The organism is Aeromonas sobria, from assembly GCF_050266975.1.
In the GTDB taxonomy this organism is placed as follows: domain Bacteria; phylum Pseudomonadota; class Gammaproteobacteria; order Enterobacterales; family Aeromonadaceae; genus Aeromonas; species Aeromonas sobria_B.
In genome coordinates, this window is record NZ_JBKISU010000028.1 from 52,610 (window position 1) to 66,746 (window position 14,137).

General features: G+C 64.3%; 13 protein-coding genes and 1 riboswitch. Of the genes, 9 read left to right on the forward strand and 4 right to left on the reverse strand.

Annotated elements, in window-relative coordinates; all coding sequences use genetic code 11:
* Positions 1-8: 8 nt before the first annotated feature.
* Positions 9-1,340: an isochorismate synthase gene (locus ACLHZ1_RS15610; protein ID WP_427262827.1), complete on the reverse strand. Its 1,332-nt coding sequence runs from the start codon at positions 1,338-1,340 to the stop codon at positions 9-11.
* A 209-nt stretch (positions 1,341-1,549) separates the two neighbouring features.
* Between ACLHZ1_RS15610 and ACLHZ1_RS15615 the strand changes: the two genes are divergently transcribed.
* Positions 1,550-2,455 carry a 1,4-dihydroxy-2-naphthoate polyprenyltransferase gene (locus ACLHZ1_RS15615; protein ID WP_427262828.1) on the forward strand — a complete coding sequence of 302 codons (906 nt, stop codon included), beginning with the start codon at positions 1,550-1,552 and terminating at the stop codon, positions 2,453-2,455.
* 72 nt (positions 2,456-2,527) lie between these two features.
* Here ACLHZ1_RS15615 and ACLHZ1_RS15620 read toward each other — a convergent pair whose 3' ends face one another.
* Together ACLHZ1_RS15620 and ACLHZ1_RS15625 are read right to left on the reverse strand one after the other, a co-directional pair.
* Complete coding sequence (locus ACLHZ1_RS15620; protein WP_427262829.1) at positions 2,528-3,760, reverse strand: sensor histidine kinase; 1,233 nt, start codon at positions 3,758-3,760, stop codon at positions 2,528-2,530.
* The gene (locus ACLHZ1_RS15625; protein ID WP_408796193.1) at positions 3,757-4,425 is read right to left on the reverse strand and encodes a response regulator transcription factor; all 669 of its coding nucleotides are present in this window, start codon (positions 4,423-4,425) and stop codon (positions 3,757-3,759) included. The genes ACLHZ1_RS15620 and ACLHZ1_RS15625 overlap by 4 nt, the downstream gene beginning before the upstream one ends.
* Positions 4,426-4,514: 89 nt before the next feature.
* Between ACLHZ1_RS15625 and ACLHZ1_RS15630 the strand changes: the two genes are divergently transcribed.
* From ACLHZ1_RS15630 to thiH, 8 genes are all read left to right on the forward strand, one after another.
* Positions 4,515-4,943: a hypothetical protein gene (locus tag ACLHZ1_RS15630; protein ID WP_427262830.1), complete on the forward strand. Its 429-nt coding sequence runs from the start codon at positions 4,515-4,517 to the stop codon at positions 4,941-4,943.
* A gap of 82 nt (positions 4,944-5,025) precedes the next feature.
* Positions 5,026-5,493 (forward strand): hypothetical protein, encoded by a 468-nt coding sequence (locus ACLHZ1_RS15635; RefSeq protein ID WP_427262831.1) that lies wholly within the window; start codon positions 5,026-5,028, stop codon positions 5,491-5,493.
* A gap of 66 nt (positions 5,494-5,559) precedes the next feature.
* A riboswitch (TPP riboswitch) is annotated at positions 5,560-5,673 on the forward strand.
* A gap of 251 nt (positions 5,674-5,924) precedes the next feature.
* A complete protein-coding gene (thiC, locus tag ACLHZ1_RS15640) occupies positions 5,925-7,973 on the forward strand; it encodes a phosphomethylpyrimidine synthase ThiC (RefSeq protein ID WP_427262832.1) in 2,049 nt (682 codons plus the stop codon).
* On the forward strand, positions 7,970-9,577 hold the full coding sequence (thiE, locus tag ACLHZ1_RS15645; protein ID WP_427262833.1) for a thiamine phosphate synthase: 1,608 nt from the start codon (positions 7,970-7,972) through the stop codon (positions 9,575-9,577). Before thiC ends, thiE begins: the two co-directional genes overlap by 4 nt.
* Complete coding sequence (locus ACLHZ1_RS15650) at positions 9,567-10,340, forward strand: HesA/MoeB/ThiF family protein (protein WP_427262834.1); 774 nt, start codon at positions 9,567-9,569, stop codon at positions 10,338-10,340. Before thiE ends, ACLHZ1_RS15650 begins: the two co-directional genes overlap by 11 nt.
* Entirely contained in the window at positions 10,337-10,537 is a 201-nt protein-coding gene (gene thiS / locus ACLHZ1_RS15655; RefSeq protein WP_427262835.1) for a sulfur carrier protein ThiS, read from the forward strand. Before ACLHZ1_RS15650 ends, thiS begins: the two co-directional genes overlap by 4 nt.
* Before the next feature lie 85 nt (positions 10,538-10,622).
* Positions 10,623-11,390, forward strand: a complete 768-nt coding sequence (locus ACLHZ1_RS15660) for a thiazole synthase (RefSeq protein ID WP_427262836.1) — start codon at positions 10,623-10,625, stop codon at positions 11,388-11,390.
* Positions 11,387-12,655: a 2-iminoacetate synthase ThiH gene (gene thiH, locus ACLHZ1_RS15665; protein ID WP_427262837.1), complete on the forward strand. Its 1,269-nt coding sequence runs from the start codon at positions 11,387-11,389 to the stop codon at positions 12,653-12,655. Before ACLHZ1_RS15660 ends, thiH begins: the two co-directional genes overlap by 4 nt.
* A gap of 568 nt (positions 12,656-13,223) precedes the next feature.
* Here the strand turns inward: thiH and ACLHZ1_RS15670 are convergent.
* A complete protein-coding gene (locus tag ACLHZ1_RS15670) occupies positions 13,224-14,117 on the reverse strand; it encodes a hypothetical protein (RefSeq protein ID WP_427262838.1) in 894 nt (297 codons plus the stop codon).
* Between the last annotated feature and the right edge of the window lie 20 nt (positions 14,118-14,137).

Below are 14,137 nucleotides of genomic sequence, written 5' to 3' on the forward strand. Positions count from 1 at the left end.
GAAAAACGCTATCCCAGCAGGGACAGGACGTTGGCTATCTTGTTGTCGAGTTCGGCCCACTCGGCGGCGGGCTCGGATCCCGCGACTATGCCGGCACCGGCGAACAGGGTGACGGCCCCGGGGTCGATGCGGGCGCTGCGGATGGCCACGCTGCACTCCGAGGTCTCCCGGCTCAGCATGCCGCAGGCACCGGCGTACCAGCCGCGATCATAGGGCTCGAACTCGCGGATGAAGGCCAGGGCCGATTCCCGTGGGGCCCCACCCACCGCAGGGGTGGGGTGCAGGGCCGCCAGCAGCTGCCAGTCGCACACCTCGGGATGGAGCTCGGCCTCGATGTCGCACTTGAGATGTTGCAGCAGCCGCAGCTTGAGGATCCTGGGCTCGGTCAGGGTGACGTCGTGGGCCAGGGGGGCGAGCCGGTGCAGTATGTCCGTGTGGACCAGGCGGTTCTCCAGCCGGTTCTTGCTGTCGCTCAGCAGCTCGGCGGCGAGCCTGGCATCGTGCGCCTCGTCGCCGCTACGGCGTATGGTGCCCGCCAGCGCCTCGCTGAACAGGTGGCGTCCCTCGCGGCGGTAGAGCCGCTCGGGGGAGCAGGCGATGAAGGCACGGTCCGGCTCGAACTGGAAGCCGAAGCGAAAGCACTGTTCGGCCCGCTCGGCCCAGCGGGCCAGCAGGCTCCAGGGATTGACGTCGGCCCCCTCGAGCCGGCTCGCCCGGGAGAGCACCACCTTGGGGGTGTGGGCCTGAAAGTCGGGGGCCGTGACCGTGGTGACCAGCTGTTGCCAGCCGGGCCTGGCCGGGTTGTCCCGGCGCTGCCACTGCTGAGGGGTGAGGGGAGGCAGGGGCGCCTCGGGCACCAGGGCCGCCAGGGCCTGGTGCCCGGCGGCCAGTTCGGCCTCCCGGTTGTGCTCGTCGAACCAGAGGTTGAGGCAGAGGCTGACACACTCCCCCCGGCGCACCAGCTCGATGCGCGGCAGCACGAACCGGCAGGGGCCAAAGCCCTGCCACTCGCTATCCCCTTGACCCCCTTGCTGCGCCTGATCGGGATCGAACGCCAGGCCGCCGAAATAGCGGGGGCTGTCCACCTGGCTGGCCTGGGTGTTGGCGCAGATGCGGGCGATGTGTGCGGGATCCGTCAGCTCGTGGATGCGGCCCAGGGCCACGTATTCGGGCCTCTCTTCCCCCCTAGCGTGCCAATAGATGCGTGGATACAGGGGCTGGGCGTTGAGCCAGCCGAGGAAGGAGTTCACCTCGCAGGCCACGCGCAGGCGCACGAAGCCCAGGGTCCGGTCATGACGCAGGGCGTCCAGCTGTTGCTTGATATGGGTCTGAGCCAACATGGATGTCGTATCCGAGCCGTGGGGTGACGGTCTGTGGGGCGGGGGCAGGCCGCGGGTTTATGCCAAAGGGCGATTATTCCTATATATTATCCGCCCATTCATCCCTGTAAATTGCCCAAGGGAGCCCGGCTCCCAGGTTGGCAAGTATACCCAAATCCGTTTCGATAACCCTTAACACGATCAATATCTGATTGTTTGGCCATCAAAATATGACAAATACCTTCTCTGTGTGGTTGCTGGCGGCGCGGTTGCGAACCCTGCCCCTGGCCTGCTCCTCCATCCTGCTGGGGTCGGGACTGGCCGCCAGCCGTGGCGCCTTCGACGGCGGCATCATGGCCCTCTCTCTGCTGACCGCCATCCTGTTGCAGATCCTCTCCAACCTGGCCAACGACTATGGGGATGCGGTCTCGGGGGCGGACAACGGCGAACGGATCGGGCCCCAGCGGGCCGTGGTCTCCGGCCTCATCACCCACCAGCAGATGTGCGTGGCCATGGGGCTGACCGCCCTGGCGGCCGTGGTGAGCGGCCTGGCCCTGCTGATCAGCGTCTTCGGCGACGCCTGGCTGCACCTCCTCGCCTTCGTGCTGCTCGGCGGCGCCGCCATCGTCGCGGCCATCACCTACACGGTGGGCAAGACCCCTTACGGCTATCGCGGCTTTGGCGACATCTCGGTGTTTCTCTTCTTCGGCCTGCTGGGGGTGCTCGGCTCCTACTACCTGTTCACCCAGACTCTGCAATGGGATCTGCTGCTGCCGGCCACCGCCTGCGGCCTGTTGGCCACCGCCGTGCTCAACATCAACAATGTGCGGGACATAGAGAGCGATGCCGCCAGCGGCAAGATCACCCTGGCGGTGCGCCTCGGCCGCAACCGCGCCATCGCCTATCACTGGGCCTTACTGGGGGCGGCGCTGCTGGCCACCATCGCCTTCCTGCTGATCCCGCCCGCGAGCCTCTGGCCCTGGATCTTCCTGCCCGCGCTCAAGCCCCTCACCGATGCCGCCCGCACCCTGCGCCTGAGCCAGGATGGCGAGGTGCTGACCGGCGCCCTCAAGAAGACCGCCATCAGCGCGTTTCTCTACAGTCTGCTGCTCTCCCTCGGTCTGGCCCTCTCCTGAGGCCGGACAGGAACGGCACAGAGGCGGCCCCCGGGCCGCCTCTGTGTTTTGTGGTCACGGGGTCGGCGCCCTTCAGGGCGCCGACCCCATCCGCAGGCTGGCGCGAAACACGCCCTGCTCCAGCCGGGTCTCTATCTGCCAGCCGAGCTTGGCACAGATGCGCTCTATGATGGTGAGGCCGCAGCCATAGCCCAGGATCTGATCCGGCGGCGCCGCCGTGGGGTTGCTGATGGTGAGCACCTGCCCCTGCAGCGCTATCTCGATGTGACCCTCGGCGTAGCTCAGGGCATTTTTCAACAGGTTGCCCAGCGCAATGGCGAGCAATGAGAGGGGGGCCCTGACCTCGCTCGCCTCATCCAGCGCGAGGCGGATGTCCAGGTTTTCGCGTTGCAGCAGGGGGGCGAGGCGGGCCAGCTCCTGCTGGATCAGGGGGGCTACCCGCTGGGGTGGCCGCTCCACCGCTTCCTTTCGCCCCAGCAGCAGGAAGGTTTCGGTGAGCAGGGCCATCTCGTCGCTGGCGGCGCGAATGCGGCTGGCGGCCCGGGCGGCGGGGGCGGGCAGCTCGTTCACCTTGCCGAGCAGGGCGGCGGAGCCCTGGATCACCATGTTGGGGGTGCGCAGCTCGTGGCTGGCGAAGCGACTGAACTCCTGCTCACGGGCGAACACGGCCGCCACCTCCTGCTTGCCCGCCAGCAGCGCCAGCTCTATCTCCCTCAGCTCCTGCCAGGGGGCGTCGGGGACGAAGTCCCCCTGATCCGGGGTGAGGTGGGCGACCCGCTGGTGCAGCTGCTCCAGTGGCCGGGTGATGTGGCGCACCAGCCAGACGCCGAAGCCGAGGGCCGCCAGCAGCAGGGTCAGGCCGATGAGGCGGGTGGCGAGGTGGAGCTGGTCTTCATAAGGATCCAGATAGTCGTCGGCATCGTCGTTGAACACCAGATAGATGAGGCCCTGGCCCGAGGGGTGGGGGCGCACCAGGAAGTGCTTGTCCTCCTCGCCGAGCTGATGCTCGAAAAAACCCGGGACTCGGTAGGGTTTGAGCCAGCCGGGCAGGCGGCCCGCCTCTGTCCAGTAGCTGGAGAACTGGCGCGGGCTGGGGGCGGGGGCGGCATCCCCCAGGCGCAGCCAGTCATCCTGATAGCGGGTCGCCTCGGCCTCCAGCCAGTGGCGCAGGCTCAGCTCCTCCATCTTGTCTTCGGCCACCAGCATCAACAGGCTGAGCAGCACCAGCAGCAGCAGGCCGGCGCTGCCGAGGATCAGCACCAGGCGGCGGCGCAGGCTGGGCAGGGGCGAGGATCCCGCCGTCATGGGGTGACCAGCCGGTAGCCCTGACCGTGGCGCGTCTCCAGCATGGGGTGCTCGAAGGGCTTGTCCAGGGCGTTGCGCAGGGCATAGATGTGGCTGCGCAGGGCGTCGGAGTCCGGCTCCTCGTCTCCCCAAACCCCCTCGATCAGCTCCTGGCGGCTCACCAGATCCGGTGCGCGGCGCACCAGCAGGGTGAGGATCCGAAAGGGGATCTTGCCGAGCTTGAGCTCCACCCCGGCGCGGCTGGCGCGGCCCGCGGCGGGATCCAGGGTCAGATCGCCAAACGCCAGCGCCCCCATGTCGCTGCGGGGGCCGCGCAGGGCCAGGGCCTGCAGCCGCACCTCCAGCTCCTCCATGGCGAACGGCTTGATCAGGTAGTCGTCGCCCCCGACCCGAAAGCCTGCCAGCTTGTCGTCCAGGCTGTCGCGGGCGGTGAGAAAGAGCACAGGGGTGGCGATGCCGTCCGAGCGCAGCCGCTCCACCGTGGAGAGACCGTCGAGGCGCGGCATCATGACATCCATGATGATGACGTCGAAGCGCTGCTCTGCCAGCAGCTGCAAGGCGGCCTGGCCATGATAGGCGCAGTCCACCCTGTGCCCGGCCAGCGCCAGATAGTCCATGATGGTTTCCGCCACCTGGGGATTGTCTTCCACCACCAGTATTTTCATGTTTTGATCTCCTGGTCTTGGCCGTTTTTCACGGTCATTTCACGACGAAGACGCCATGCTGCTGGCCAGTGTAACCCCGAGGATCCCCGATGAAGAAGTCTCTGTGCGCCCTCCTGCTGACGATCTTGCTGCCCCTGGGGTTGGCGCAGGGGGCCGAGTTCAAGCTGACCGGCCGCACCACCTGGCAGCTGGGCCAGTTGATGGTCAACGGCATCCCCTTCGTGATCGACGAGCAGACCCGCTTCAAGGAGGGTCTGGACGAAGACGATCTCGGCGGCACCTGGGTCGATCTGGAAGGGGTGGTGCAGACGACGGCGCAGGGGGAGCGACGGCTGATCCGCGAGGTGGAGCCCCTGGACGAGGCCGACGAGATGGGGCTGGAGGGCCCTGTCCTTGGCGGGCGCATCTGGGGTTATGGTGCCTCCGATGACAGCCTGGCCCCCTTCGAGGGGCGCTGGCTGGAGCTGGAGTGCCGCTTTGACGGCAAACGGCTGAGCCGCTGCCGGGAGGATGACTGATCCGGTCAGGGTGACCGGCAAAATTGCCCGTCCAGGCCCATAGTTAAACCTCCTCGCCGGGTTGACCATGGGCCTGTTTGCTATGACCAGAACCGCCTTGCTCCTGCTGCTCTCCTTCCACGCCCTTGCCGACGAGCCCGAGCTCTGGCTGGTGGCGCTGGAGCACAACGATGGCATCCGCCTGCAATTTCAGGGGGCCGAGCTCGAACTCGGCAGCGCCGCCCTGGTCGGGGCGGCGCAGTTTGACGATCTCAGGCCCGGCATGCACCTCGCCATCCAGAGCCGCCACGGCGTGGCCGAGCAGATCCGGGTGCTCGCCAGGGCGCCGGATCCGGCCCTCGGAGCTCATTGGCGGCGGGCGGAGGATCGACTGCTTGCCCACTCGGGGCAGGCCTTGCTGCTACAGGATCTCGGTGTGCTGGTGTTTGATGCCGGCACCCGCTGGGTGAACGGCCGCCCCGTCGATCTGCAACCGGGTCGCCGCCTGGTGCTGAGCCGGGATGATGACGGCCGTCTGACCGAGATCCTGATCATCAATCCGGAGGAGTAACAGGCCCGTCCCGAGAGATCGGAGTTGTTAAGGGCTTGTGCTTTCCATTCCCCCACTTATACTGGCGCCATCTTGTCGGAGTGCTGACCGTCGAACGACGCAAAGCTGAGACCGTTAATTCGGGATCCGTGGAACCTGATCAGGCTAGAACCTGCGAAGGGAAACAAGGGTAACTTGCGAGTTGCCGCGCCGGGGGAGGACCAGCCTCCCCGCTCAGCGAAGGGATCCATCTCTTCATGAGTCAGGGCGCACGAGGGGGAGTCTGTCGTCACCATCATCTTGCTCATCAGGGCACAGAGGGCGGGCGCAGTGAGGAGCCAGGCAGGCTCCCTCCCTCCCGAGAGCGCACCCAGACTGCAAGTTCATCACTTCTCCTCGAACTCCAGACAAGCAAACACCCATAACTTCAACCAGTTAATGTGAGTTTTGCTATGTCTACCTCTTCTGAAAACAGCAAGTCCGTGCCCGCCAGCCGCCGGGAGCTGCGCTCCAGCGCCCAGGCCTTTATCGACAACCTCAAGGGCATGGCCCATCCCAACTCCCGCCGTATTTTTATCCAGGGCTCCCGCCCCGATATCCGGGTGCCTTTGCGTGAAATCCAGCTGGCCGACACCCTGGTTGGTGGCAGCAAAGAGGCCCCCCAGTTCGAGGCCAACGAGCCGGTGCCCGTCTACGACACCTCGGGAGCCTACGGGGACGAGCGTGCCGAGATAGACGTGCGCCGCGGCCTGCCGCGCCTGCGGGAAAACTGGGTGCTGGAGCGTGGCGACACCGAGCCGCTGCCGGGTCTGAGCTCCACCTTCACCCAGGAGCGCCTCGCCGACGAGGGGCTGGATCACCTGCGTTTCGAACATTTGCCCAAGCCGCTGCGTGCCAGGCCGGGCCGCCGGGTGACCCAGCTGCACTATGCCCGCCAGGGCATGGTCACCCCGGAGATGGAATTTATTGCCATCCGCGAGAACATGGGCCGCGAGCGGGTGCGCTCCGAACTGCTGCTGCGCCAGCACCCGGGCCAGGGGTTTGGCGCCAGATTGCCCGAGAACATTACCCCCGAATTCGTACGCGATGAAGTGGCCGCCGGCCGCGCCATCATCCCGAGCAACATCAACCACCCGGAAAGCGAGCCCATGATCATAGGCCGCAACTTCCTGGTGAAGATCAACGCCAACATCGGCAACTCGGCGGTCAGCTCCAGCATCGAGGAGGAAGTGGAGAAGCTGGTCTGGTCCACCCGCTGGGGCGCCGACACCGTCATGGATCTCTCCACCGGTCGCAACATCCACGAGACCCGGGAGTGGATACTGCGCAACAGCCCTGTGCCCATCGGCACAGTGCCCATCTATCAGGCGCTCGAAAAAACCAACGGCATCGCCGAAGACCTCACCTGGGAGCTGTTTCGCGACACCCTGCTGGAACAGGCCGAGCAGGGGGTGGATTACTTCACCATCCATGCCGGCGTCTTGCTGCGCTACGTGCCCATGACCGCCAAGCGCCTCACCGGCATCGTCTCCCGTGGCGGCAGCATCATGGCCAAGTGGTGCCTGTCCCATCACAAGGAGAACTTCCTCTACCAGCACTTCCGCGAGATCTGCGAGCTGTGCGCCGCCTACGATGTGGCGCTTTCCCTCGGGGACGGTCTGCGTCCGGGCTCCGTCTACGACGCCAACGACGAGGCCCAGTTCGCCGAGCTGCGCACTCTGGGCGAGCTCACCAAGATTGCCTGGGAATACGATGTGCAGGTGATGATAGAGGGGCCGGGCCATGTGCCCATGCACATGATAGAGCGCAACATGACCGAGCAGCTGGAACACTGTCACGAGGCGCCCTTCTATACGCTCGGCCCCCTCACCACAGACATAGCTCCCGGTTACGATCACTTCACCTCCGGCATTGGTGCCGCCATGATCGGCTGGTATGGCTGCGCCATGCTCTGCTACGTCACCCCCAAGGAGCACCTGGGGCTGCCCAACAAGGAGGACGTGAAGCAGGGCCTCATCACCTACAAGATCGCCGCTCACGCCGCTGACTTGGCCAAGGGTCACCCAGGTGCCCAGATCCGCGACAACGCCATGTCCAAGGCGCGCTTCGAGTTTCGCTGGGAGGATCAGTTCAATCTGGCCCTGGATCCCGACACCGCCCGTGCCTACCACGACGAGACCCTGCCCCAGGAGTCCGGCAAGGTGGCGCACTTCTGCTCCATGTGCGGGCCCAAGTTCTGCTCCATGAAGATCACCCAGGACGTGCGTGACTACGCCGCCAAGTTGGAAGCCGTAGAGATCAAGATGGTGGGCATGGACGGCCAGCAGGAGCGGGTGGTGGCCGAGGTGGAGAGCGGCATCGCCCACAAGGAGCCGGAGACCTTCAAGCAGGCCGACGTTGAGAGTGGCATGGCCCGCATGGCGGAGACCTTCAAGGAGACTGGCGGCGAGATCTACCACCAGGCGGCGACCCTGAAGCAGGCTGCAGGGGAGGAGGCGTGAGCAGCGAGCGCGGGGCTGTCAGCCCCGCCGACCTGTCCGCCGTAACGCAGGCCCGTCCCGTGGTCTGGACCATCGCCGGTTCAGACTCCGGCGGCGGGGCCGGCATTCAGGCCGACTTGCATACCATGCACGCCCTCGGCGTGCACGGCTGCTCGGTCATCTCCGCCATCACGGCCCAGAATTCGGTGGCGGTGAAGATGGTGGACCCCGTGTTGATGCAGACCTTCACCGCCCAGATCGACGCCCTGGGGCTGGATCTGCCACCCGCCGCCATCAAGATAGGCCTGCTGCCGACCCGGCTCCATGTGGAGGTGCTGGCCCGCAGGTTGTCGACCATCGAAGCCCCCTTTGTGGTCTACGACCCGGTGGCCATCGCCAGCACAGGCACCCCCATGGCGGAGCCCAACATGCTGGCGGCGGTGCGTGAGCACCTGTTGCCACGCCTGTCCCTCATCACCCCCAACGGCCCCGAGCTGGAAGCCCTGACCGGCATTCCGGCGACCAGCCCCGCGCTGGTAAGAGCGGGCGCGGCCAGGCTGCGTGAACTCGGCGCCCGCGCCGTGCTGGTGAAGGGCGGTCACCTTGAGTGGAGCGGGGATCTCTGTCTGGACTACTACCAGGACGAGAGCCGCGAGTTCTGGCTGGCGGCGCCGCGCCTGAATACCCGCCATGGTCACGGCACCGGTTGCTGCTATGCCAGCGCCATCGCGGCCGTGGTGGCGCTGGATTACCCGGTGGAAGACGCCATCACCCTGGCGCGCGCCTACCTGCAACAGGGGTTGGCAGGGGCGCAGGGAGTGGGATCGGGCCCAGGCCCCATCGCCCATCTCGGCTGGCCGGCCGATCTCGCCCACTTCCCCCGTGCAGTGCTGGCGGGGTCCGAACTGGATCGCCGCTTCGGTCTCTATCCTGCCTGCGCGGCCCGCCTGCCAGAGGGCCCCTTTGCCCCGACCGAACAGCATCTGGGCCTCTACCCGGTGGTGGATTCGGTCAAGTGGCTCAAACGTCTGCTGGAAGCCGGGGTCAAGACCCTGCAACTGCGCATCAAAGACCTGCCTGCCGCTGAGGTGGCACCGGCCATTGCGGATGCGGTCGCGCTCGGTCGCAAGTATCAGGCCCGGCTCTTTATCAACGACTACTGGCAGCAGGCCATAGCGGCCGGTGCCTATGGGGTGCATCTGGGGCAGGAGGACATGGAAACCGCCGATCTCGCCGCCATCCAGGGGGCGGGGCTGCGCCTCGGCATCTCCACCCACGGTTACTTCGAGCTGATGCGCGCCCGGGAGCTGGCCCCCTCCTATATCGCCCTCGGTCATATCTTCCCCACCAGCACCAAGCAGATGCCGTCTCGCCCCCAGGGGCTGGTGCGGCTGCACCACTATCGCGCCCTGATGGGCGACTGGCCGACGGTGGCCATCGGCGGCATCGGCGAGGAGCGGGTAGCGGCGGTCAAGGGGAGCGGGGTCGGCAGTATAGCCCTGGTCTCCGCCATCACAGGGAGCGACGACTGGCGGGGGGCGACCGCCCGCCTGCTGGCCGCCGTGGGGGCCGGGGATCCTGCGCGCTCCGCCATCCCGGCAAAGGAGGTGGCACATGCTCTCTGACGAGGCGTCGCTGAGCGACGAAGAGTACCTGAGATACGGCAGGCAGCTGATGCTGGCCGAGATGGGGGAAGAGGGGCAGGCGCGGCTCAAGGGCAAGTCGGTGCTGATCGTCGGCCTCGGCGGGCTTGGCTCGCCGCTGGCCCTCTATCTCGCCGGGGCCGGAGTGGGGACGCTGTGGCTGGCCGATGGCGACACGCTCGACAGCAGTAATCTGCCGCGCCAGATCCTGTTCGACGGTGAGGGGCTGCGCCGCTCCAAGGCGGAGCTGGCCCGGGAGCGTTTGGCCGCCCACAACCCGCTGGTGGAGCTGATTGCCATCAACCAGCGCCTCGATGCCGCCAGCCTGCCGGCCTTCGTGGCCGAGGTGGATCTGGTTGTCGACTGCTGCGACAACCTCGCCACCCGCCAGGCCATCAACGCCGCCTGCGTGGCCCAGGGCAAGCCCTGGATCTCTGCCGCGGCGGTTGGCTGGCAGGGGCAGCTGATGGCGCGCACCAGCAGCGAGCACGCCTGCTACGCCTGTCTCTACCCGGCGGACACCGAGATAAAGGAGAGCTGCCAGAGCAGCGGCGTCACCGGCCCCCTGGTGGGAGTGATGGGTTCCTTGCAGGCCCTGGAGGCCCTGAAAATATTGCTCGGGCGCCCCAGCCCGGTGGCGGGCACCCTGCGCCGCTTCGATGCCCTGGCCCACGAATGGCAGAGCCTGCGCCTGCCCGCCGACCCCGACTGCCCTGTGTGTGGCAGCCATAAGGATGACCAATGAATATTCGATTGAACGATATCGAGCTGACGCTGCCCACCGGCCAGTGCCTGACCGAGCTGCTGGCGGTGCAGGAGATTGCCCCCCAGGGGGTGGCGGTGGCCCTCAACGGCATCGTGCTGCCCCGCAGCCGCTGGGCCGAGACCCGCCTCAATGACGGGGACGAGATCCACCTCTTCACCGCCATCGCCGGAGGCTGACTCATGATGCTTGTGCTCTCATTTTCGAGCGTTCTGCCTTGCGGCGGGGCTTCCTCTCTTCTTACCACAGTGGCCGGAGGCTGAGATGCTCAAGATTGCCGATCACACCTTCTCTTCGCGCCTCTTCACCGGCACCGGCAAGTTTGCCCGCCCCGATCTGATGGCGGCCGCCATAGCGGCGAGCGGCTCCCAACTGGTCACCATGGCCATCAAGCGCCTGGAGCCCGGCAAGCGCCACGACGATATCCTCACGCCGCTGCTGGCCCTCGGGGTCAAGCTCTTGCCCAATACCTCAGGGGCCAAGACGGCCGCCGAGGCGGTGTTTGCCGCCCACCTGGCCCGGGAGGCACTGGGTACCAACTGGCTCAAGCTCGAGATCCACCCCGATCCCAAATACCTACTGCCTGACCCCATCGAGACCCTCAAGGCCGCCGAACAGCTGGTCAAAGAGGGGTTTGTGGTGCTGCCCTACTGCGGCGCCGACCCCGTGCTGTGCAAGCGGCTCGAAGCGGTGGGCTGCGCCGCCGTCATGCCGCTCGGCGCCCCCATCGGCTCCAATCAGGGGCTGGTGACCCGGGAGTTCCTCTCCATCATCATCGAGCAGGCCAATGTGCCCGTGGTGGTGGATGCGGGGATTGGCGCGCCGAGCCACGCGGCGGCGGCCTTTGAACTGGGCGCCGACGCCGTGCTGGTCAATACGGCCATCGCCGTGAGCGGGGATCCGGTCGCCATGGGCCGCGCCTTTGCGCTCGCCTGCGAGGCCGGTCGCAGCGCCTACGAGGCGGGCCTGGGGGCACGCGGCAGCCAGGCCCAGGCCTCCAGCCCCCTCACCGATTTTCTGGGGGTGTTATGAGTCAGGGAATTGCTATCACTGGGGGAGATTCGTCCTCCCCTCTCCCTCTGGGAGAGGGGCTGGGGGTGAGGGCTCCGGCTGATTCGGTGCTTGAAGGGGGCGAGTCCTGCGCTCCTCCCCCTCCCAAGGGGGAGGCCGGGAGGGGGTTGGATTTTGCCAATCGCTGGCAGGAGCTGGAGTGGGACGATATCGGCATGCAGATCCGCGCCAAGACGGCCCGGGACGTGGAGCGGGCGCTGGCCAATCCACGGCGCACCCTGCAGGATTTTATGGCGCTGATCTCGCCAGCAGCAGAGGCCTATCTGCCCCGGATGGCAGAGCTGGCGGAGCGCCTGACCCGCCAGCGTTTTGGCAATACGGTGGGTTTCTACGTGCCCCTTTATCTGTCGAACCTGTGCGCCAACGACTGCTCCTACTGCGGCTTCTCCATGAGCAACCGCTTGAAACGCAAGACTCTGAACAGCGAGGAAATCGAGCGAGAGTGCCTGGCCCTCAAGGCGCGCGGCTTCGACAGCGTGCTGCTGGTGACCGGCGAGCACGAGACCAAGGTGGGCATGGACTACTTTCGTGAGCAGCTGCCGCGGATCCGCCGCCACTTCAGCACCCTGGCGATGGAGGTGCAGCCGCTGTCCCAGGCCGACTACGCCGAGCTGAAGACCTTGGGCCTCGACGCCGTCATGGTCTACCAGGAGACCTACCACGCCCCCGCCTACGCTCGCCACCACCTGCGCGGCAACAAGCAGGATATCGGGTGGCGTCTCGCCACCCCGGATCGGCTGGGGCGCGCCGGCATCGACAAGATTGGCCTCGGCGCGCTGATCGGCCTGTCGCCGGACTGGCGCGCCGACAGCTATTTTGTCGCCGAGCACCTGAGCTGGTTGGAGCGTCATCACTGGCAGAGCCGCTATTCACTCTCCTTCCCGCGCCTGCGCCCCTGCACCGGAGGGCTGGAGCCTGAAGTGACCATGTCGGATCGCCAGCTGGTGCAGCTGATCTGCGCCTGGCGCCTCTTCTCGCCAACCCTGGACTTGTCGCTCTCCACCCGGGAATCCCCTGCGTTTCGCAACGGCGCCCTGCGCCTTGGCATCACCCAGATGTCGGCGGAATCCCGCACCCAGCCCGGCGGCTATGCGGAGGGAGACAAGGAGGAGCTGGAGCAGTTCGCCATCCACGACGACAGATCCTTAGGGGAGGTGGCCGCCGCCGTGCGGCAGGCAGGGTTGCAGCCGGTGTTTAAGGACTGGGAGGCGTTTTTGGGCCGATAGGGACGGCCACGCCCCCCTTTACCGGTGGCACCCGGGCGTCTAGCCAGACTCCGTGCCTGTGGCGAGCAGGCACGGCTGCGCCGTGCAATTGTAGGGTCGATTAGCCGTCAGGCGTAATCGTCCGTTCCGTGTGATGGGGGAATGGCACGGCCTTGCCGTGCAGGACGCGAGGCCGTTGGCCTCGAAGGGGTTTCGCCCGCCCTTCGGGCCGGGGCGAGTAACTTTTCTTTGCGTGGCCAAAGAAAAGTCACCAAAAGAAAGGCCACCCCCGCCAATCCGACCGCTACGCGGTTTCCCTCGGATCAGGTGCAAGGTCGGACGGACCGCCGCAGACGGCACATCCCTGTGCCGGCTGCGGCTGCGCCATCATCCCTGATGGCGCTCCTGACCTTGCCCCTTCCCCTCGGCGGATTGGAGGGGGAACCAAGATCGTGCCCGCCATAACCTCAGGGAGTAGTCGTAGGGTGCAATAAGCGGAGCGCATTGCACCGCGATTGTGACGAGAGGTGCAATTCACTGCATTCATTGCATTCATTGCACCCATAGCCTAGGAAAAATTAAATTAGTATTATTCTTTTGATTCGTACGGATCCCAATTAAAGATGCTTTCTTTTTCTTCTAAATATTCTTTGTGATTTTTATGGCTATAAATAATGTTAAATATTGACAGGAGTAAAGTAGACACAGCTATTAATGTAATGAAGTTTTTTCCTAACATTTTTGATATATCATCTTTTTTGATAAGCAAAATAGTCCCATATACAAAAAATAGTATGCAGACTAGGCTGCAAAAAAGAACTATAACTGCCTGTGAGATACTATCTGCTTTCGAGTAGATATTAACGTTTATGGAAAGAAATGCAAAAAATCCAACAAATAAAGATATTGATGAAAGAATGGAGTTTTTTGTCTCCTTATTGTCTTTGTGAACTTCCAAAAGAATCTCTTCTTTCTTTTTATCTATATAGCCTTTGAATTCATTTTTGTCTTCAATAATAGTTTTATCAAACTCAAGCTTGTCCTGTTCAATTCTTTTTCTCAATGCATCCAATTCTTTTCTAATTTTATCTGTTTCAGATAGAAGAGTTGCGAACTGATATGCACTGTCTTTTAAAAGTGAGTCAGGATTAGGTGCGATAGTGTCAGTAGTTCTATTGCTATCGGAAGGTTGGAAGTGTGATTTTGTCTCGTTTGTAGATGGTTTAACTTGTGCCCCGTTACTTGTTAAAGGGGGTAATGTTGGATGACTGAAATTAATCTTGGAGTTTGACTGGCTATTGCTTTCAAAAATCGATTTTTTGTTGAAGTCTGTAGAAGTGTAACTATTTGAGCCAGAGGAAAAGTCTAGCTTTGTACGGGAATTCAGATAATAAGTGCGACACTCATGGATGAATGGCGAGAGGTGGCCAACTGCTGATTGGTGGTACCCTTCTGCTCGCCAAAGTAAAAGCAGTATCACCATGAGCTATCAGCAGTTGACCG

Bases quoted from the DNA above. Each gene is read 5' to 3' on its own strand.
- ACLHZ1_RS15610 (WP_427262827.1), bottom strand. From the start codon at position 1,340: ATGTTGGCTCAGACCCATATCAAGCAACAGCTGGACGCCCTGCGTCAT.
- ACLHZ1_RS15615 (WP_427262828.1), top strand. From the start codon at position 1,550: ATGACAAATACCTTCTCTGTGTGGTTGCTGGCGGCGCGGTTGCGAACC.
- ACLHZ1_RS15620 (WP_427262829.1), bottom strand. From the start codon at position 3,760: ATGACGGCGGGATCCTCGCCCCTGCCCAGCCTGCGCCGCCGCCTGGTG.
- ACLHZ1_RS15625 (WP_408796193.1), bottom strand. From the start codon at position 4,425: ATGAAAATACTGGTGGTGGAAGACAATCCCCAGGTGGCGGAAACCATC.
- ACLHZ1_RS15630 (WP_427262830.1), top strand. From the start codon at position 4,515: ATGAAGAAGTCTCTGTGCGCCCTCCTGCTGACGATCTTGCTGCCCCTG.
- ACLHZ1_RS15635 (WP_427262831.1), top strand. From the start codon at position 5,026: ATGACCAGAACCGCCTTGCTCCTGCTGCTCTCCTTCCACGCCCTTGCC.
- thiC (WP_427262832.1), top strand. From the start codon at position 5,925: ATGTCTACCTCTTCTGAAAACAGCAAGTCCGTGCCCGCCAGCCGCCGG.
- ACLHZ1_RS15650 (WP_427262834.1), top strand. From the start codon at position 9,567: ATGCTCTCTGACGAGGCGTCGCTGAGCGACGAAGAGTACCTGAGATAC.
- thiS (WP_427262835.1), top strand. From the start codon at position 10,337: ATGAATATTCGATTGAACGATATCGAGCTGACGCTGCCCACCGGCCAG.
- ACLHZ1_RS15660 (WP_427262836.1), top strand. From the start codon at position 10,623: ATGCTCAAGATTGCCGATCACACCTTCTCTTCGCGCCTCTTCACCGGC.
- thiH (WP_427262837.1), top strand. From the start codon at position 11,387: ATGAGTCAGGGAATTGCTATCACTGGGGGAGATTCGTCCTCCCCTCTC.
- ACLHZ1_RS15670 (WP_427262838.1), bottom strand. From the start codon at position 14,117: ATGGTGATACTGCTTTTACTTTGGCGAGCAGAAGGGTACCACCAATCA.